Below are 18,478 nucleotides of genomic sequence, written 5' to 3'. Positions count from 1 at the left end.
AGAATGAGGCCATGCGATACGTGATCATCGGGGCGGGCGCGGTCGGCGGGACCATCGGCGTACGGCTGTCCCAGGTCGGCCGGGACGTGACCCTGGTGGCCCGGGGCGCGCACCTGGACGCGATTCGCGCGCGGGGCCTGACCCTGCGCCAGCCCGACGGCGAGGTCACCGCCCGGCTCGCCGCCGTGGACGGACCAGGTGACCAGCCGCTGCCGGCCGACACGGTGCTGATCCTCACCGTCAAGTCGCAGGACACCGCTGGCGCGCTGGCAGCCTGGGTCGACGCGCCGGTGGCCGGTGGCGGCGTGGCGGGCGAGCGGCTGCCGCTGGTCACCGCGCAGAACGGGGTCGCGAACGAGCGGGCCGCGCTGCGGCTCTTCGCCGACGTGCACCCGGTCTGCGTCTGGCTGCCGGCCACCCACCTGGATCCGGGCGTGGTGGTGGCGAACGGCTACCCGCACCCCGGGATGCTGCATATCGGGCGGTACCCGACCGGTGCCGACGACACCGATCGGGCGATAGCTGCAGACCTGAGCGCGGCCGGGTTCATGGCCCCGGTCCGCCCGGATGTGCTGCGCTGGAAGTACGGCAAGCTGCTCAACAACCTCGGCAACGGCCTGCAGGCGCTGCTCGGTCGGGACATCCCGGAGGCGCTGTCCGAGCGGGTACGCGCCGAGGGCCTCGCCGCGTTCGCCGCCGCGAGCATCGCGCACACCTCGCCCGAGGAGGAGAAGGCCGAACGCGGCGACCTGGTCCAGCAGCGGCCGGTGGCCGGTGCGGAGCGCTCCGGCGGCTCCACCTGGCAGAGCCTCGCCCGAGGCGCCGGCTCCACCGAGGTCGACCACCTCAACGGGGAGATCGCGCTGCTGGGCCGGCTGCACGGCGTACCGACGCCGGCCAACGTGGCCGTGCAGCGCGCGGTGCGCCGAGCGGTCCGGGAGCGGATCGCGGCCGGTGCGTTCCCGCTCGCCGAGCTGGAGAAGATGATCGCCTGATCGGGGCAACCGACGACCCTGCCCGACGCGTGTTCCCTGCGACCGACACGGGGAGGTAGCGGGTGCCGGACGTCGACGGGTTCGACGAGTTCTACCGCGGGAGCCGACAACGGCTGCTCGGTTTCGTCTACGTGCTCACCGGCGATCGGGTCGAGGCGCAGGACGCCGTGCAGGAGGCGTACATCCGGGCGTGGCAGCGCTGGTCGACGGTCAGCCGGTACGACGAGCCGGAGGCGTGGGTGCGGGTGGTGGCCAGCCGGATCGCGGTCAGCCGGTGGCGCAGCCTGCGCAGCCGCGCCAGCGCGTACCTGCGGCACGGGGCCACCACCGAAGCCGTTCCCGGCCCGGGCACCGACACCGTCGAGGTGGTCGCCGCGCTGCGCCGGCTGCCCGAGGAGCAACGCACCGCCATCGCCCTGTACTACCTGGTCGGCATGCCGGTCGCCGAGGTGGCGCGGGAGACCGATGCACCGGTCGGCACGGTCAAGGCCCGACTCTCCCGGGGGCGCGCCGCGCTCGCCGGTCTGCTCGCCGTCTCTGATCTGGAGGAGGCTACCGATGCGTGACGACCTGGCATTCATCGAGCGGGTCCACCGGGACCTGGGGGATGTGCGGTGGCCAGAGCCGCAGGAGATCCGGGCGCGGGCCCGGCGACGCAGCCGACGTGCCGCCGTGGCGGCGACGGTCGTGTTGACGCTCGCGGGCGTGTCCGCCTTCGTGGTGACCTCAGGCGGGAAGGAGTTGGCACCGCCTCAGGTGGCGGCCTCGGCCTCCCCGAACGCACCCGCCCGCGGCGAGATCACCGCTGACTCCCTGGTGCAGCCGGCCGATCTGGCCCAGCCAGCGCAGGTGCAGCTCAGCCAGTCGGGGCTGGGGGAGCCGGTCCTCATCGAGGACATGCTGGGTTACTGCCGGCAGAGCCGGGGGATGACACCCGTCTGGGAGACGTCCCGCTGGTCACGATCGCAGACCCTGCTGCGGGAAGGCCCTGATGGTGCCGCCCTCACCCCCACCGATGTGCTGCTCAGCCAGGACCTGTACCGGGTGACGCCGGATGCGGCGGAGTCGTTCTTCGGCGACCTCGACCGGCGGGTGGCACCCTGCGCCGAATGGCGCAGCGTCGGGCCCTACGAGGTGGCCGGACGCACGGGTACCGGCGAGGCGGTGCACCGCTGGGCGGTGGTCCAGCGAGGCTTCGCGGGCGACGGAGCAGCCCTGCTGCGCCACACCGTCTCGCAGCCCCGCGATCAGAAGACCGGCAAGGCCATCGGGGGTGGACCCCGGTCGACCAGCATCGCGGTGGTGCAGGTGGGCGACCTGATCGCGGTGCTCACCCTTGGCGAGGACGGCACCGAGCCGGAGCTGAGCCGCCTCGCCGAGACGGCCGCCCGCCGTATGTGCCTCGCCGCCAACCCGTCGTGCTGACGCCGGTTCTTGATCCGCGCCCGTCGCGCTCAGAGGGGGATGTTGCCGTGCTTCTTCGGGGGCAGGGTCTCGCGCTTGGTGCGCAGGACGCGTAGCGCCCGGACGATCTGGGTGCGCGTCTCGTGCGGCGGGATGACCGAGTCGATGTACCCACGCTCGGCCGCCACGTACGGGTTGGCCAGGGTGTCCTCGTACTCGGCGATCTTCTCGGCCCGGACCGCAGCCGGGTCCTCGGCACCGGCCAGCTCGGAGCGGTAGAGGATGTTCACCGCGCCCTGCGCGCCCATCACCGCGATCTGCGCCGTCGGCCAGGCGAAGTTCAGGTCCGCGCCGAGGTGCTTGGAGCCCATCACGTCGTACGCCCCGCCGTACGCCTTGCGGGTGATCACAGTGACCTTGGGGACGGTCGCCTCGGCGTACGCGTAGATGAGCTTGGCGCCCCGGCGGATGATGCCGTCCCACTCCTGGCCGGTGCCGGGCAGGAAGCCGGGCACGTCCACGAAGGTCAGCACCGGGACGTTGAACGCGTCGCAGGTGCGGACGAACCGGGCGGCCTTCTCGGAGGCGGCGATGTCCAGCGTGCCGGCGAAGTGCATCGGCTGGTTGGCCACCACGCCGACCGGTCGTCCCTCGACCCGGCCGTAGCCGACCACGATGTTCTGCGCGTAGAGCGGCTGGACCTCGAGGAACTCCCCGTCGTCGAGGACGTGCTCGATCACCCGGTGGATGTCGTACGGCTGGTTGGCCGAGTCCGGGATCAGCGTGTCCAGTTCGCGGTCGTCGTCGCTGATCTCCAGGTCGGCAGGGGCCTCGAGGACCACCGGCTCGTCGAGGTTGTTCGACGGCAGGTACGACAGCAGCGCCTTGACGTAGTCGACCGCGTCCTCCTCGTCGCTGGCGAGGTAGTGCGCGTTGCCGCTGCGCGAGTTGTGCGTGCGGGCTCCGCCCAGCTCCTCCATGCCGACGTCCTCGCCGGTCACCGTCTTGATCACGTCCGGGCCGGTGATGAACATGTGCGAGGTCTGGTCGACCATCACGGTGAAGTCGGTGACCGCGGGGGAGTAGACCGCGCCGCCGGCGCAGGGCCCCATCACCAGCGAGATCTGCGGGATGACCCCGGAGGCCCGTACGTTGCGGAAGAAGATCTCGCCGTAGAGGCCGAGGGAGACCACGCCCTCCTGGATTCGCGCCCCGCCGGAGTCGTTGATGCCGACCACTGGGCAGCCGATCTTCATGGCCAGGTCCATCACCTTGACGATCTTCTCGCCGAAGACCTCGCCGAGTGAGCCACCGAAGACCGTGAAGTCCTGGGCGAAGACGCAGACCTGTCGGCCGTCCACCGTGCCGTAGCCGGTGACCACGCCATCGCCGTACGGGCGGTTCTTCTCCAGCCCGAAGGCTGTGGACCGGTGCCGGGCCAGCTCGTCCAGCTCGACGAAGGAGCCCTCGTCGAGCAGCATCTCGATCCGCTCACGGGCGGTCTTCTTACCCCGCGCGTGCTGCTTCTCGACCGCACGCGCCGATCCGGCGTGCACCGCCTCGTCGACCCGGCGCTCCAGGTCCGCCAGCTTGCCCGCAGTGCTGTGGATGTTGGTCCCGGTCTCGGTAGTCACCCAGGGAATATAACGATGGTTCAGGCCGACGCTGCTGTGCAGTACGCCTCAATGCCGGTCCGGCCACCGCCGTAGGCTGGCGGAATGCCGGGCTCCCCGTACACCGATCTGGACCGCCCGCCGCTGTCGGTGACCCGGCTGCGGCGCGCGCTGGTCGCGCCGCACGGCCCGTGGGCCCGGCTGGAGCTGCGCGCCGAGACCGGCTCCACCAACGCCGATGTGGCCGAGGCGGCGCGGGCCGGCGAGCCGGAGGGTCTGGTCGTGGTCGCCGAGCGGCAGACCGCCGGGCGGGGCCGGCGCGGCCGGGTCTGGCAGTCGCCGCCGCGGGCGGGGATCGCCACCAGCGTGCTGCTCCGGCCGGGCGAGGCCGTGCCGGACCGCGGCTGGCCGGCGGCGCCACCGACGGGGTACGGCTGGCTGCCGCTCCTGGCCGGCGTCGCGCTGGTCGAGGCGGTGGCCCGGCTGGCCGAGCTGGAGGCCAGCCTGAAGTGGCCCAACGACCTGCTGATCGGCGGCGCGAAGTGCGCCGGCGTGCTGGCCGAGGGGATTCCCGGGCGCGCACCGGCCCAGCCGCCAGCCATCGTGCTCGGCATTGGGCTCAACGTGACGCTGCGCGCCGACGAGCTGCCGGTGAACCCGACCGGGCTGCCGGCCACCTCGCTGCAACTGGCCGGCGCGGCGGCCACCGACCGGGACCCGCTGCTCCGGGCGCTGCTACGGGCGGTGGCCGACTGGTACGACCGTTGGCGCGCCGCTGGCGGGGATGCCGTGGCCAGCGGCCTGCGTGACGCCTACCTGGCGGCCTGCGCCACGGTCGGCCGCGAGGTGCGGGTCCTCCTACCCAACGGCGACGACGTGACCGGCACCGCCACCGGCATCGACGCCGACGGCCAACTCCTCATCACCACCCCCGCCGGCGACCGCGTCCTGGCCGCAGGCGACGTCCTCCACCTCCGCTGACCCGCACCACACCGTTTGGCGATCTTGCAGGTGCTTTCCGGCAGAACGGGCGAGAGCCGCGTAGCGGTGATCGAGGGCGCAAGATCGCGAAGAGTGGGATGGGGGCCGCGTGGCGGATGTTGTGTACAGGGGTGGGGGGTTTACGGTCAGCGCGTCATTTCTGCGTTGGAGGTTTGCCGTGGCGTTCCCCGAAGACGTGCTCACCGAGGACGAGCATGTCGTGCTGCACCTACACCCGCACTGGAAGGCGTTGATCCGGCCGATCGCGGTGCTGGTGCTCGCCATCGCCGCGGTGGTGGCCGGCGTGCTGCTGCTCCCCTCGAGCGGCGGTGGGTCGATCGCGCTGGCCGTGATCGGGGTGATCGCCCTGGTCGCGGCACTCTGGCTCGGGCTGTGGCCGTTCCTGGTCTGGCGCACCACGCACTATCTGTTCACCGACGAGCGGGTGCTGCTCCAGCAGGGTGTCTTCTCCCGGGACCGGCGGGACATCCCGCTCACCCGGATCAACGACCACTCGATGAACCAGCGTTTCCTTGAGCGGGTGCTCGGCTGCGGCACGCTCACCATCGAGTCCGCCGGAGAGCGGGGCCAGTCGGTGCTCGCCGACGTCCCGGGTGTCGGCCGGGTGCAGACCAAGCTGTACGAACTGGTCGAGGCGCAGCACGACAAGCACTCGCTGGGCGATGGGGAGATGCGCGACATCCTCTCCGACATGCGCGAGGGCAAGCCGCTCCGCGACACCACGAGCTGACCCCGACGCACTTCCGCCCCGGCCGACGGGCCGGGGCGGGTCAGTCCGCCGGCCTGCTCTCGGTCAGGGCGCCAGTTTCGGCCGGGCCGCCCGTCTCGGGCGGGATGTTCTCCGCTGCAGGCTCGGTCGGGCGGAGGGCGAACCAGCCGCGGAAGCGGGTCCGCAGCACCTCCTGTTCGGGCCGGTCGTCCGGGCCGAGGCGGAGCATGGTGCCGGTGAGGCTGGCGGTGCCGAGGCCCGGGCGGGCGGTGGACGGCCGGGCGCCCATCACGTCGACCCGGACAGCGAGTCGGTCCCCGGCACGTACCGGGGCCAGCCAGCGCAACTCCTCCAGGCCAGGGGAGGCGTCCGCCGCCGCCCGGGACAGCAGGTGGTCGACGTACGCCCGCATGAACAGGCTGACCGTGTAGAAGCCGCTGGCGATCAGCCCGCCGTGCCGGCTCGCCCCGGCCAGCTCGGGGTCGACGTGGTACCACTGTGGGTCGAAGCGGCGGGCGAAGGCCACCATCTCGTCGCCGTCCACGGTGACCACGCCCAAGTCGACGGTGAGACCTGGCACGAGGTCCTCGAAGAACAGCTCGGCGGGGGCTCCGGTGCCGGAGCGCGCGGTGGGCGCGGTCACCGGCGGGGCGTGCGCCGGGTGCCGACATGCAGCTCCGCAGCGAGTTCCGCGTCCAGGTCGGCGGTGAGGCCGGCGGTCAGCGGCGTGGGCCGCCCCTGAGAGGGAGCGCCGTTCGGGCTGGGTGTCGGGGCCGGGCGCTCATCGGAATGCGCCTCCTCCAGCTCGGAGACGGATTCGGCCATCTCGGCGACCGGGTCCATCTCGGCCACGTTGTCCCACTCGTCACGCGGGATGCTGTGCCAGGTGGGCTCGGCCTTCGCCTCGGCCTCGGCTGGTTCGATGGGCTGGAAGACGAAGGTCCGGTACGACCAGAACCGGAACAGCGTGGCCAATAGGACGCCGCCCGTCTTGGCCACGTTCAGCGCCAGCAGGCTGTTCACGCCGAGCCCGTACTTGGCTGCGGCCAGCACACCCAGCTCGATGATCAGGCCGGTCGCGTTGAAAAGGAAAAACAGGACGTACTCCCGTCGGAGCGCCGATTTCGGGCGATCCCGGTACGTCCAGTGGCGATTCATTAGATACGACGTGATCGTGGCGACGATGGTCGCGATCACGGTGGCCTTCAACTGACCGTCGGCAAAGACGGTGAGTGCAAGTGCATTGAACACCGCGTAATTGATGACGGTGTTGATGCCGCCGACGATGCCGAATTTGAGCGCCTCGTGGATGAACTTCTGCCAGCGCTCAGGCAGCAGACGGACAAGACGCATGCGAAACACCTTAGGTCAGTCGGTGAAGCCGGCGATCACCGGCCGAACGAGTGGGCGGCAGGTCACGCCCCGTGGTCACGGTCGTGCTTCACCTGCGGAACGGGCCGCGTTCCCGCTTCGACGAAGACGAACCGCCGGTAGGACCAGAATCGGAACAGCGTGCCGAGGCCCGTGCCGACGACGAAGCTGGCGACGTTGTCGGCCAGCCGCGTCTGGAACACGGCCGGCCAGATGCTGCCCAGCCCGTACCGGCTGATCGCGAGGCAGGCCACCGCGATGCCGAGGCCGACGGCGTTGAAGAAGAAGAACAGCGCGTACTCCCGGGCCGGGTTGTTGCGCTGGCGGTGCCGCCAGGTCCAGAACCGGTTGCCGACGAAGGCGACGGAGGCCGCGATAACGGTGGAGATCGTCTTCGCCGTCACCTGCTCCATGCCGCGCGCGGTCGTCAGGTAGTTGAAGAGCGCGAAGTCGAGGAGGAAGGCGATGCCGCCCACCGTGGCGAACTTGCTCAACTCGCGGACGAGGTGACCGAAACGGTCGAGCAGTGCCCGGACCAGACCCGGCCTGGTCTGCCGGGGACCCGGTTGCTCCCCGGTCATTGTGGCGGCCACGGGCCGAGCCTACCGGCTGTTGACCAGTCAGCGGGGTAGCAACGGCGAGCAGGCGTCGTCACTGGTTCCGACCCTCCGTCGGGTGCGCCGCTGTTGAACGCAGCGTAACCAATCCGGAGGACTGACGCGCCACGGAACGGGAATCAACCAACCGGTCGGCGGGACCGGTCCACGGCCGGACCGCGACTCGCGTCGACCGGGGTGCACAACAAGATTTGCGTGAAACTGCGCAGGAAAGCGGGTATCAGATCGTGATGCCGCAGCGTGGCCGTACCTTGTGCAGTTCTTCACAACCTGTCCCACTGACTCGGAAGGCTGCCCGGTTTACGCTGAGGCCAATCCCAGGTTTCCACGAAGGCGACGCATCGCGCCGCTGAGACTCGTGCATCCCATAGATCGGTCAGCGTCGACCACAAGGAGATGTGTCATGGTTGCTCCGGCTGTTGTGCGGGGTATCGATCAGGCCCCGACGTCCCATCCGAAACTACTCGCCTGGGTCCGTGAGGTCGCGGAACTGACCACCCCCGACCGCGTCGTCTGGGTGGACGGGTCCGACGAGGAGTGGCGCCGCCTCACCGACGAACTGGTCGAGGCCGGGACCCTGATCCGGTTGAACCCGGAGAAGAAACCCAACTCGTTCTACGCGCGTACCGACCCGACGGACGTCGCCCGGGTCGAGGAACGCACCTTCATCTGCTCCGTCGACGAGGCGGACGCCGGCCCCACCAACAACTGGATGGCGCCGGCCGAGATGAAGCGGACGATGACCGACCTGTACCGCGGCTCGATGCGCGGGCGCACCATGTACGTCATCCCGTTCGTCATGGGCCCGGTCGAGGCCGAGAGCCCGATGTTCGGCGTCGAGATCACCGACAGCCCGTACGTGGTCGCCTCGATGCGCATCATGACCCGGATGGGCGCCAGGGTCCTCGAGGCGATGGGTGACGACGCGGACTTCGTGCACGCGCTGCACTCGATCGGCGCCCCGCTCGCCCCTGGCCAGCAGGACGTCGCGTGGCCGTGCAACGAGACGAAGTACATCTCGCACTTCCCGGAGAGCCGCGAGATCTGGTCGTACGGCTCCGGCTACGGCGGCAACTCGCTGCTCGGCAAGAAGTGCTACTCGCTGCGGATCGCCAGCGTGATGGGGCGCGACGAGGGCTGGCTCGCCGAGCACATGCTGATCCTCAAGATCACCTCGCCGGAGGGCAAGGTCTACCACATCGCGGGCGCGTTCCCCTCCGCCTGCGGCAAGACCAACCTGGCCATGGTGGAGCCGACCATCCCCGGTTGGAAGGTCGAGACCATCGGCGACGACATCGCCTGGATGCGGTTCGGTGAGGACGGCCGGCTGTACGCGGTCAACCCGGAGTACGGCCTCTTCGGCGTCGCGCCGGGCACCGACTGGAAGACCAACGCCAACGCGATGCGGACGCTGGACCGGGGAAACTCCATCTTCACCAACGTCGGCCTCACCGACGATGGGGACATCTGGTGGGAGGGCATGGGAGAGCCCCCGGCGCACCTGATCGACTGGAAGGGCAACGACTGGACGCCGGAGAGCGACGGCCTCTCCTCGCACGCGAACAGCCGGTTCTGCACCCCGATCACCCAGTGCCCGATCCTGGCAGACGACTACTACGACCCGAACGGCGTGCCGATCGACGCGATCCTCTTCGGCGGCCGTCGCAAGGACACCATCCCGCTGGTGACCGAGGCCCGCGACTGGGTGCACGGCGTCTACATGGGGGCGACGCTCTCCTCGGAGACCACCGCCGCCGCGTCCGGCGCGGTCGGCGTGGTCCGCCGCGACCCGATGGCCATGCTGCCGTTCATCGGCTACAACGCCGGTGACTACTTCCGGCACTGGATCGAGATGGGCAAGGGCACCGACGGCGACGAGGCCAAGCTGCCCAAGATCTACTACGTCAACTGGTTCCGCAAGGACCCGGACGGCTCGTTCCTCTGGCCGGGCTTCGGCGAGAACTCCCGGGTGCTCAAGTGGGTCGTCGAGCGGATCGAGGGCCGGGCCGACGCGGTGGAAACGCCGATCGGCATGGTCCCGGCCCCGGACGCACTGGACGTCGAGGGTCTGGACATGACCCCGGAGGACGTCCGGATCGCGCTGAAGGTCGACCCGGATGAGTGGCGCAACGAGTTGCCGCTTGTCACCGAGTGGTTCGAGAAGTTCGGTGACAAGCTGCCAGGCGTGCTCTGGGCCGAGCTGGACGCGCTGCGGGCCCGCCTGGACGCCACGCAGCCGCAACGGTAGGTGTGAAGATCGCCCTTCGCGGGCATCATCAGATCCCATGAGGACGGCCGCCGAGACCGAGGTCCGGCGGCCGTCCGCCGTCCGGGTGCTCACCATCCTGCTCGCGACGACCGCGGCGGCCACCGTCGTGGTCGAGCTGCTCAACTGGTGGTACGCCCCGGAGCAGGGCTTCGGGCTGGCGGTGCGGACCGGCTGGGCCATGCTGCGCTCGTTCGGCTTCCTGTTGCTGATCGGGCACGTCCGCCGGGGCCGGACCGTGGCCCGCCCGTTCGGGCTGATCCTCGCCGTCACCACGATCTTCGCCGTCGGCCGGTTGATCGTGCCCCGGCAGGGGGTGCCTCCGCTGCCCGGGTTGCTCGGCTTCGCCGCGCTCACCGCGCTCTGTGCGGCGGTGGTCTGGCTGCTCTACCGCTCGTCGGCGCTGGCCGGTCACCTCGTCCGGCACCGGCCCCGGCTGGTCATCGACCGAGCCGGCATCTCCTGGCGGGAGACCCCGCCGCGTCGGCCACAGGCCAGCGCCTGGCTGCTGACCAGCCGGGTCGCGGCGTTCACCTACAGCCCGCTGATGCTGGTGCCGGCGCTGGTGGCCGGCGGATCCATCCTGGACGGTCGGCTGGCCGCGGTGCCGGCCGTGCTGTTCTGGTTCGGCGCCGGCATCGCGGCCAGCTACGCGGTGCTGTTCTGCACCGCGTTCCTGATGCGCGGCAAGGACTGGGCTCGCGGGCTGCTGGTCGTCGTCACGGTGGCTGTGCTCGCCGTCGACCTGCCGCTGTGCTGGTGGCTGCTGGGGGTGGACGGTCTGGTCCGGGACGGCGGCCCGCTGCTCGCCGCCGCCGCGCTGACGCTGCACGGACTTTGGCGAGCGCCCCGCGCCGCCGCCGACGCCGCCGACGCCGCCGTCCCAGCCTGAACCGGGGCGCCCGGTCGATGCCCCGCAGTCCTGGGTTGTACCGGTTCGGCCTGGCAGGTGCGCGGCGCGGCGGATGCGGCTGGACCCCTTCCACCTGGCCGTACCCACCTGTCGGCGGGCCTCCGATAAGGCGGACTGGCCTACGCGTGCGGGTGTCCTGTCTCTGCCTCAGAGACAGATGGCGTGCGATGTCGGCGGCGGTCGCGGCGAGGACCGCCGCCTGTGTGTGTGGGCCTATCGAGCTGCCCCATATTTGGATCGGCTGGATCGGCTGGCGTGTGGGTGGCCCCTGTCGAACTGCCCCAGATTTTTACCGGGCTGGCGTGTGCCGTGTGGGTGGGACCTGTCGAGCTGCTCCAGATATGGACCGGGCTGGCGTGTGCACGCGGGTGGGACCTGTCGAGGTGCCCCAGATTTGGACCGGGGTGGCGTGCGTGCGGTGGTCGCTGTCGAGCTGCCCCAGATATGGACCGGCTGGCGTGTGCGTGCGGGTGGGACCTATCGAGCTGCCCCACACCTGGACCGGCTGGACTGCGCCTGCGCCTGCGCGTCTGGTCCCGGTGCCCCATATCTGGGGCAGCTCGACAGGGGCCCGGACAGGTGCGCTGACCAACGGGGATTCAACGGAAGCCCGGGCGCAACTGGTCGCGGCCGGCCTGGAACCCAAGCCGGGGGCAGGGGCCGGGTGGGGCGTAGGCGGCGGCGATTGGGGATTGGGATTTCGGCCCGGCCGGGCCGTTGAGGACCGGTCGACGCGGGCGGGCAGGGGGCAGGATGGCGGGTGGCGTCGGTCACAGCGGCCGGCGTCGAGCGGCGCAGGCGGCTCGCCGGGGGCGGGAAGGGCCGGGCCGCGTCGGCGGGAGGGAGGCGCGCGGTGAGCGACGAGTTCGATGTGGTGGTGGTGGGAGCGGGGCCGGCCGGGGCGGCCGCCGCGCTGACGGCCCGCCGTGCGGGTGCCAGTGTGCTCCTGCTGGACCGGGCCGACTTTCCCCGGGACAAGGCGTGCGGCGACGGGATCGCCGCGCACTCGGTGGACGTGCTCGCCGAACTGGGCGTGACCGAGGCGGTGGCGGGATACGCCCCGCTGCCCGCGCTGCGCATGATCGCCCCGGGCGGTGGCGCGGTGGCCCGGGCGCTGCCCCGGCCGGCGTACACCGTGCCCCGGCAGGTCTTCGACGCGCGGCTGGTGGCGGCTGCGGTGGCTGCCGGCGCGCAGCTGCGCCGGCACACCGTCCGCCAGGTCGAGCCGCGTGCCGACCGGGTGGTGCTCGACGGGGAGCTGTCCGGCCGGGTGGTGGTGGGCGCGGACGGCGCCGGGTCGGTGGTGCGCCGGGCACTCGGTCACCCGGCGAACCCCGACCGGCACCTGGCGCTGGCCATCCGGGGGTACGCGCCGGCGCTGCCCGGCCCGTCCGAGCAGGTCATCGTCACGTCGCAGGCGCGCTGGCCGGCGTACGCCTGGTCGTTTCCGATCGGCGACGGGCGGGCGAACGTCGGGTACGGGGAAGTGCTGCGCGGTGAGCCGCTGAGCCGGGCGTACCTGCTCGACCGGCTGGCCGCGCTGCTGCCCGGCACCGACCTCGGGACGGTGACCGCGCTGCGCGCCCACCACCTGCCGCTGTCCACCCATCGGCCCGCACCGGGGCAGGGCCGCACCCTGCTGGTCGGGGACGCGTTGTCGCTGATCAACCCGTTCACCGGGGAGGGCATCTTCTACGCGCTGCTCTCCGGCGCGCTGGCCGGGGCGGCGGCGGCTCACGCACCCGAGGGTGCCGCGCGTCGCTACGCCGACGGACTGCGCCGCCGCCTCGGCACCCACCTGCGGCACAGCTCGGTGGCAGCCTGGCTGGCGCGACGCCGGCGAGTGGTCGACGCGGCGGTCCGGGCGGCCCGTCGGGACGACCGGGTGTTCGACGATGTGGTGGAGCTGGGACTCGGCGACGGGCGGCTCACCGCCCGCACCCTGGCCATGATCGGCATCGCGCTGCCAGGCGGGGATGGGCCTCCGAGGCGATGATCCGCCCCGCGGGTCGCTACGCTGCTAGGTGATGACGCTGCGGAACCTTATCTACTCCGTGTACGAGCGCCGGCTCACGGCGAAGCTCGCGGGTAAGCCGGTGCCCCGACACGTCGGGGTGATGTGCGACGGCAACCGCCGGTGGGCGAGGGAGATGGGCTTCGTCGACCCGAACGACGGGCACCGGGTCGGCGCCGCGAAGATCAAACACGTCCTCGGCTGGTGCGACCAGGCCGGCATCGGGCACGTCACGCTCTACCTGCTGGCCACGGACAACCTCCGCCGGCCGGCCCGCGAGCTGGACCCGCTGCTGAAGATCATCGAGGATCTGGTGGTGGAGTTGGCCGAGGAGGGCAACCCCTGGCGGCTGCGCATCGTCGGCGCGCTCGACCTGTTGCCCGCGCAGACCGCGGCGGCGCTCAAGGGCGCCGAGGAGCGCACCCGGGAGCGCAGCGGCGGCGCGGAGGTCAACATCGCGGTGGGCTACGGCGGCCGGCGGGAGATCACTGACGCGGTCCGCTCGCTGCTGCTGGAGCACGCCGCCTCCGGCGGCACCATCGAGGAGTTGGCCGAGGTGCTGGACGTCGAGCACATCAGCGAGCACCTCTACACCCGCGGCCAGCCCGACCCCGACCTGGTCATCCGCACCAGCGGCGAGCAGCGCCTGTCCGGCTTCATGCTCTGGCAGTCCGCGCACTCGGAGTTCTACTTCTGCGAGCTCAACTGGCCGGATTTCCGGCATATCGACTTCCTGCGCGCACTCCGCTCGTACGCCACCCGGCAACGCCGCTACGGCGTCTGAGCGGGCAGCGCCACTCAGACACCCGGCCCGCTCAGGGCAGGTGGGTCAGCGCCCGGGTGAGGAAGTCACCCAGAGCGGCCGGGGATTCGATGGTCAGGTCGGCGGCATTGGCCACCTCATGGCCGGTCTCCGGGTTGGCCACCGCGACGCAGACGCCGAAGAAGTCCGGGTCGGCGGCGGCCCGGGCGCGCAGCGCGGCGAACGCCTTGATGTCCGAGACGTCGTCGCCGAAGTACCAGGCGCCGGTGGCATCCCGGACCACCTCGCCGATGACCATGCCCTTGTCCCGGTCGACGGGCGGCTTGAGCTCCAGCACCATCCGCCCGGCCTGCACCCGCAGCCCCAGTCGGTCGGCCTGCGCCTGCCCCCACTGCTGCACGGTCGGCCCGAGCTGCGGCGCGGTACGCCAGTGCAGCGCGACGGAGAGCCGCTTGTATTCGACCAGCGTGCCCGGCGGCAGCTCCGCCCGAGCCAGGTCGGCCAGCTCCGCCATGGTCGGCACCCAGGGCAGCGCGGCCGGTTCCGTGACGGTCTCGCCGCCGGAGTGGCTGTGCTCCAGCCCGTAGAGGCCGTAGAGATCCACGCCGGCGAGCCCACCGAGTTGGTCCCGGAGGAACTCGACCGGTCGGGCGGAGACGATCGCGACCCGCTGCACCACCAGGGCCAGCGCCTCGATGGCGGCCAGCGCCTTGGGAGCGGGGCGTACCGCGGTCGGATCGTCGTCGACGGGCGCGAGCGTGCCGTCGAAGTCGAAGAAGAGCACGGTCCCCCCGGCCCGGCCGGCGGTGGTTCGCCAGGCCTGGTCGGCGTTCAACGGGGTCCTCGGCTGCTGATTGCCCAGATTCAACGGCGGCACGCGCGTCAGCGTACCCCGGCGATCGGGGCTCATTCCTGGCCGAGCGGGCCCGTTCGGCGGCGCGTGGTCAGCGTTCGGCGGCCCCTCGTCCGCGGCGGCCGAACGGCACCACCGCAGCATCCTGGCCGTGGCTCAGCAGATATCCCTCCACGAACCCGGTGTTGCGATCACCGGTGTGGTTCTCGATCTCATTGAGCCGTGCGACCAGGAACTCGGTGAGTGCGCTGATCCGGTCGTTCAGCCGCTCGTGCAGCTCGGCGACGACGGCCAGGATGACCGCGGTGCCGGCGCTGGTGAGCGCGAGGAGGTTGACGAGCATTGGAAGCTGCCCGCCGTTGACCGCGAGGGTCACCACGTTGCCGGTCAGCCACAGTGTCATCGACACCGTGGCGACCACGACTGCCAACCACTTCAGGGTCATGGACAGACCCCTCCTTTTGTCCCGCAGGGCTGGGTTCGGCCTTGTCCCGTCCCCCCGCCGATGACGAGCCCAAGCAGTACGAATAGGGACGCTAGCGTGCCCGTTCCGGCCCCGGAGGCAAACGAATGAACCCGACCAGGCGTTCTTTCGCCATCTGAGGAACTACCCTGCTTGATTCCCTCTTTTTCGGACATCGGTCGGCAACGTTGGTCGGTATGCGAGGTAACGGATGGTTTCGCGGATGTGGAACTTCTCCGCGTCCGACACGTTCGGATCAACCAGCCGGCGCAGCAACGCCTCCACGTCCGGGTCCATCGGAGGTGCCGGTTGGCCGGCGCGAGGGCCGGCGGCGGTGCGGTCCCAGCCGAGCGCGGCGAAGGCGGCGGCCGGATTCAGCCCGAGGCCCTCGCAGAAGGCGACCACCCGTTCGGCCTCCGGATCACTGGCCCAGTCGCCCCGGACCCACCGGTTGATGGTCTGCCGGGAGACGCCGGTGCGCCGGGACACCTCGGTGCCGCTCCAGGCCCGGGTCGCCCGCGCCTCGTCGAGCGCACGCCGGACGAAGGTGGCGAAGGCGATCTTCCGCGCGTTGGCCGTCTCGGTCACCCCGTGACGGTACGGCCACCCGGCTGTGGGGGCGTGCTCTGGCACGCTGCTGTCACGCGAACGTGACGGATGCTTCGGATTTCTGGTAAACGATCCAGCGCCGCTCTTGAGGGGTCTCACCCGGGCAGAATAGATGCTCCTAGTGGTGGCGGTAAACGCCCGAAAAGCTGATACTGTCACGCTCATGGGACAATCTACGGTGTGTCTCGTGCATGAGACGACTGGTGCTCACATGCGTCACGCCTTCGGTGCCTGGGAGGTGTGGTGACCGAGCTCGCCACCCGAGCCCAGGCCTTCGGGCTGATCGCCGAGGGAGTGGCCGCAGGGCTGAGCGCCCCCTGGCGCCTCTACCTCGCCCGAGGCTGCCGCTACCTGTCGCTGAGCGTCGGCGACCGCGACGAGTGGAACTCCTGGCGTACCCATCTCGGCTGCCCTGAGCTGAGCGTCCGGGTCTACGACGCGGGCGGCGAGATCCGCCGCTCCTCGGTCGCCGAGGTCGTCTTGGACGGCTGCCGGATCAGCGTCGAGCTGGTCGAGGAGGTCAGCACCGACGACCTGGACCGGCTGCTGGTCGCGGATCCCACCACCGTCGAGCCGGAGGAGCGATGACCCGACGTCCGGGGCCGGCCGGAGCCGCCCGATGAGCCCATTCCTCGCGGTCTTCCTCGTCCTGGTGCTCGGTGCGACCAGCTACGCGGCCGGCCGGCTGCATGGGCAGCTCAGCTACCGCATCGGCTACCGCTTCGGCTACCGGCAGGGCTACTTCGACGGCGACCGGGGTGCCTGGAACCGGCGCCGCCGCGACGCCCAGGCCGCGATCGCCTCCGCCCTGTCGGTCTCTCCAACGGGCGCAGTCCGCTCCGCCGGCACCGTTGCCCGCGCCGGCACCAGCGCTGGCCCCGGCACCGTCGCCCGGGCCGGCGCTGTCGTGGGCCCCGGCACCACCTACACCGGCTCGTCGTTCACCGCGCCGGCCGCCCCGATCACCGGGCGGCACCCGACCGGCACGCTCGTCCGACGGACCGGCTGAGGTCGGTCGGCGGGCCGTCAAGCGCGGACCCGCCGACCGCCACCACGAGCGCGGTGCGTCGTCCGCGGCGGACACGCACCGTCGGGGCCACGTCAGACCGGTGACGGTGGCCCCGCCGGCCGGGATGCGCGCAGGGGGCATGCATCCCGGCCGGCTTCGCCGCGCCAATCCCGGCCGTACTCTTCCCGGCCAGCCAGCACCCCGGTCGGCGGGCTGTTCACACGGCCGTCCCCGGAGATCCACGATCGCCCTCTAGCCGGGACGGTCCGCCGCCGCTAGCGTCTAGGCATGGCACGGGGTTCTCCCGAGCCAACCGGCCCGCCCGGACCTGCGACCTCGCGCACGGGGCCCGCATCCGACCCCGTGTCTCCGGGCACCGGACGAGGCGGAACACGGGTGGCCGGGTGCCCATCCGTCGGAGCAGGCCTGTGACGACTCGCCGTACCACCGCCGGTGCCGACCAGACCCCGGCCGCGACTGCCACGACCCGCCGCGCCACCCGGAGCCGCCGTACGGCGGCCGCCGCGCCGGCCGATCCCAAGGAGCCGCGACCAGCCGGCCAGGCGTTCGTCCTGGACACGTCCGTGCTGCTCTCCGACCCGGCGGCATTCCACCGGTTCGCCGAGCACGAGGTGGTGCTGCCACTGGTGGTCATCACCGAGTTGGAGGGCAAGCGGCACCATCCGGAGCTGGGCTGGTTCGCCCGACAGTCGCTGCGGATGCTCGACGAGCTGCGGATCCAGCACGGTCGGTTGGATCGTCCCGTGCCCGCCAACGACGTCGGCGGCACGCTGCGGGTGGAGCTGAACCACACCGACGACGGCGTACTGCCGCCCGGGTTCCGCACCGAGAGCAACGACGCCCGCATCCTCTCCGTGGCGCTCAACCTCGCCGCCGAGGGGCGGGAGGTCACCCTGGTCAGCAAGGACATGCCGCTGAGGGTCAAGGCCGCCTCGGTGGGCCTGCGGGCCGACGAGTACCGGCACGGCCAGGCCAGCGATCCGACCTGGACCGGGATGTCCGAGCTGGAGCTGGGTGAGGAGCAGATCGGTCGGTTGTACGCCGGTGAGTCGCTCGACATCGACGAGGCGGCCGGGCTGCCCTGCCACACCGGCCTGGTGCTGCACTCGGCGCGCGGCTCCGCGCTCGGCCGGGTGTTGCCGGACAAGTCGGTGCGGTTGGTCCGGGGCGATCGAGAGGCGTTCGGGCTGCACGGCCGCTCGGCCGAGCAGCGGGTCGCCCTCGACCTGCTGCTCGACGAGTCGATCGGGATCGTCTCGCTGGGCGGTCGGGCCGGCACCGGCAAGTCGGCGTTGGCGCTCTGCGCCGGGCTGGAGGCGGTGATGGAGCGCCGTCGGCACAAGAAGGTGATCGTGTTCCGCCCGCTGTACGCCGTCGGCGGCCAGGAGTTGGGCTACCTGCCCGGGTCGGAGTCGGAGAAGATGTCGCCGTGGGCGCAGGCGGTCTTCGACACGCTCGGCGCGGTGGTGCACGAGAACGTTCTGGAGGAGGTCACCTCGCGGGGCATCCTGGAGGTGCTGCCGCTGACCCACATCCGTGGGCGCAGCCTGCACGACGCCTTCGTGATCGTGGACGAGGCCCAGTCTCTGGAGCGCGGGGTCCTGCTGACCGTGCTGTCCCGGATCGGGCAGGGCTCACGGGTGGTGCTCACCCACGACGTGGCCCAGCGGGACAATCTGCGGGTTGGCCGGCATGACGGCGTGACGGCGGTCATCGAGGCGCTCAAGGGCCATCCGCTCTTCGCCCATGTCACGCTCAGCCGTTCGGAGCGGTCGCCGATCGCAGCGATGGTGACGGATCTGTTGGAGGACATCCCACTCTGATGGTGCTTATATAGGGTTTTGTCCGCATTTTTT

19 protein-coding genes are annotated in these 18,478 nt (G+C 71.3%); 12 read left to right on the top strand and 7 right to left on the bottom strand.

What is annotated here, in order from left to right; genetic code table 11:
• The first annotated feature begins 11 nt into the window (after window positions 1-11).
• From OG990_RS25265 to OG990_RS25255, 3 genes are all read left to right on the top strand, one after another.
• Entirely contained in the window at window positions 12-995 is a 984-nt protein-coding gene (locus tag OG990_RS25265) for a ketopantoate reductase family protein (RefSeq protein ID WP_406077387.1), read from the top strand.
• A gap of 62 nt (window positions 996-1,057) precedes the next feature.
• Complete coding sequence (locus tag OG990_RS25260) at window positions 1,058-1,561, top strand: SigE family RNA polymerase sigma factor (protein ID WP_406077386.1); 504 nt, start codon at window positions 1,058-1,060, stop codon at window positions 1,559-1,561.
• Window positions 1,554-2,420, top strand: coding sequence for a hypothetical protein (locus OG990_RS25255; RefSeq protein WP_406077385.1), 867 nt, complete (start codon window positions 1,554-1,556; stop codon window positions 2,418-2,420). Before OG990_RS25260 ends, OG990_RS25255 begins: the two co-directional genes overlap by 8 nt.
• A 29-nt stretch (window positions 2,421-2,449) precedes the next feature.
• On the opposite strand, the gene OG990_RS25250 is transcribed toward OG990_RS25255, so the two are convergent.
• Window positions 2,450-4,033, bottom strand: coding sequence for an acyl-CoA carboxylase subunit beta (locus OG990_RS25250; protein WP_406077384.1), 1,584 nt, complete (start codon window positions 4,031-4,033; stop codon window positions 2,450-2,452).
• An 84-nt stretch (window positions 4,034-4,117) separates the two neighbouring features.
• Between OG990_RS25250 and OG990_RS25245 the strand changes: the two genes are divergently transcribed.
• Window positions 4,118-4,993 (top strand): biotin--[acetyl-CoA-carboxylase] ligase, encoded by an 876-nt coding sequence (locus OG990_RS25245; RefSeq protein WP_386985157.1) that lies wholly within the window; start codon window positions 4,118-4,120, stop codon window positions 4,991-4,993.
• 178 nt (window positions 4,994-5,171) lie between these two features.
• Entirely contained in the window at window positions 5,172-5,744 is a 573-nt protein-coding gene (locus OG990_RS25240) for a PH domain-containing protein (protein ID WP_328423497.1), read from the top strand.
• 40 nt (window positions 5,745-5,784) lie between these two features.
• Here OG990_RS25240 and OG990_RS25235 read toward each other — a convergent pair whose 3' ends face one another.
• The 3 genes from OG990_RS25235 to OG990_RS25225 all read right to left on the bottom strand — a co-directional run bounded on the left by OG990_RS25235 (window position 5,785) and on the right by OG990_RS25225 (window position 7,675).
• Window positions 5,785-6,366 (bottom strand): MaoC/PaaZ C-terminal domain-containing protein, encoded by a 582-nt coding sequence (locus OG990_RS25235; RefSeq protein ID WP_406077383.1) that lies wholly within the window; start codon window positions 6,364-6,366, stop codon window positions 5,785-5,787.
• Window positions 6,363-7,076 (bottom strand): GtrA family protein, encoded by a 714-nt coding sequence (locus OG990_RS25230; protein WP_406077382.1) that lies wholly within the window; start codon window positions 7,074-7,076, stop codon window positions 6,363-6,365. Before OG990_RS25230 ends, OG990_RS25235 begins: the two co-directional genes overlap by 4 nt.
• A gap of 62 nt (window positions 7,077-7,138) precedes the next feature.
• Window positions 7,139-7,675: a GtrA family protein gene (locus tag OG990_RS25225; RefSeq protein WP_406081874.1), complete on the bottom strand. Its 537-nt coding sequence runs from the start codon at window positions 7,673-7,675 to the stop codon at window positions 7,139-7,141.
• A gap of 439 nt (window positions 7,676-8,114) precedes the next feature.
• On the opposite strand from OG990_RS25225, the gene OG990_RS25220 reads away from it, so the two are divergent.
• The 4 genes from OG990_RS25220 (at window position 8,115) to OG990_RS25205 (ending at window position 13,688) form a co-directional block, all read left to right on the top strand.
• Window positions 8,115-9,959: a phosphoenolpyruvate carboxykinase (GTP) gene (locus OG990_RS25220; RefSeq protein WP_328423503.1), complete on the top strand. Its 1,845-nt coding sequence runs from the start codon at window positions 8,115-8,117 to the stop codon at window positions 9,957-9,959.
• 37 nt (window positions 9,960-9,996) lie between these two features.
• Window positions 9,997-10,869 carry a hypothetical protein gene (locus OG990_RS25215; RefSeq protein ID WP_406077381.1) on the top strand — a complete coding sequence of 291 codons (873 nt, stop codon included), beginning with the start codon at window positions 9,997-9,999 and terminating at the stop codon, window positions 10,867-10,869.
• An 874-nt stretch (window positions 10,870-11,743) separates the two neighbouring features.
• Window positions 11,744-12,886, top strand: a complete 1,143-nt coding sequence (locus tag OG990_RS25210) for an NAD(P)/FAD-dependent oxidoreductase (protein WP_406077380.1) — start codon at window positions 11,744-11,746, stop codon at window positions 12,884-12,886.
• A gap of 31 nt (window positions 12,887-12,917) precedes the next feature.
• Window positions 12,918-13,688, top strand: a complete 771-nt coding sequence (locus OG990_RS25205) for an isoprenyl transferase (RefSeq protein WP_328423513.1) — start codon at window positions 12,918-12,920, stop codon at window positions 13,686-13,688.
• A 31-nt stretch (window positions 13,689-13,719) separates the two neighbouring features.
• Here OG990_RS25205 and otsB read toward each other — a convergent pair whose 3' ends face one another.
• From otsB to OG990_RS25190, 3 genes are all read right to left on the bottom strand, one after another.
• Window positions 13,720-14,544, bottom strand: a complete 825-nt coding sequence (gene otsB, locus OG990_RS25200; RefSeq protein ID WP_355602498.1) for a trehalose-phosphatase — start codon at window positions 14,542-14,544, stop codon at window positions 13,720-13,722.
• A gap of 67 nt (window positions 14,545-14,611) precedes the next feature.
• Window positions 14,612-14,965 (bottom strand): hypothetical protein, encoded by a 354-nt coding sequence (locus OG990_RS25195; RefSeq protein ID WP_355602500.1) that lies wholly within the window; start codon window positions 14,963-14,965, stop codon window positions 14,612-14,614.
• 162 nt (window positions 14,966-15,127) lie between these two features.
• The gene (locus tag OG990_RS25190; RefSeq protein ID WP_328423519.1) at window positions 15,128-15,571 is read right to left on the bottom strand and encodes an XRE family transcriptional regulator; all 444 of its coding nucleotides are present in this window, start codon (window positions 15,569-15,571) and stop codon (window positions 15,128-15,130) included.
• A 264-nt stretch (window positions 15,572-15,835) separates the two neighbouring features.
• Here OG990_RS25190 and OG990_RS25185 point away from each other — a divergent pair, with 264 nt between their 5' ends.
• From OG990_RS25185 to OG990_RS25175, 3 genes are all read left to right on the top strand, one after another.
• The gene (locus OG990_RS25185; RefSeq protein ID WP_328423520.1) at window positions 15,836-16,180 is read left to right on the top strand and encodes a hypothetical protein; all 345 of its coding nucleotides are present in this window, start codon (window positions 15,836-15,838) and stop codon (window positions 16,178-16,180) included.
• 31 nt (window positions 16,181-16,211) lie between these two features.
• Window positions 16,212-16,601, top strand: a complete 390-nt coding sequence (locus OG990_RS25180; RefSeq protein ID WP_406077378.1) for a hypothetical protein — start codon at window positions 16,212-16,214, stop codon at window positions 16,599-16,601.
• Window positions 16,602-17,029: 428 nt separating this feature from the next.
• Complete coding sequence (locus tag OG990_RS25175) at window positions 17,030-18,445, top strand: PhoH family protein (RefSeq protein ID WP_355602506.1); 1,416 nt, start codon at window positions 17,030-17,032, stop codon at window positions 18,443-18,445.
• The last annotated feature ends 33 nt before the right edge of the window (window positions 18,446-18,478 follow it).

This window comes from Micromonospora sp. NBC_00858 (genome assembly GCF_045207365.1).
In the GTDB taxonomy this organism is placed as follows: Bacteria; Actinomycetota; Actinomycetes; order Mycobacteriales; family Micromonosporaceae; genus Micromonospora.
The sequence above is the reverse complement of the archived record's forward strand: the minus strand, read 5'-3'. Positions and strand labels throughout refer to the sequence as shown.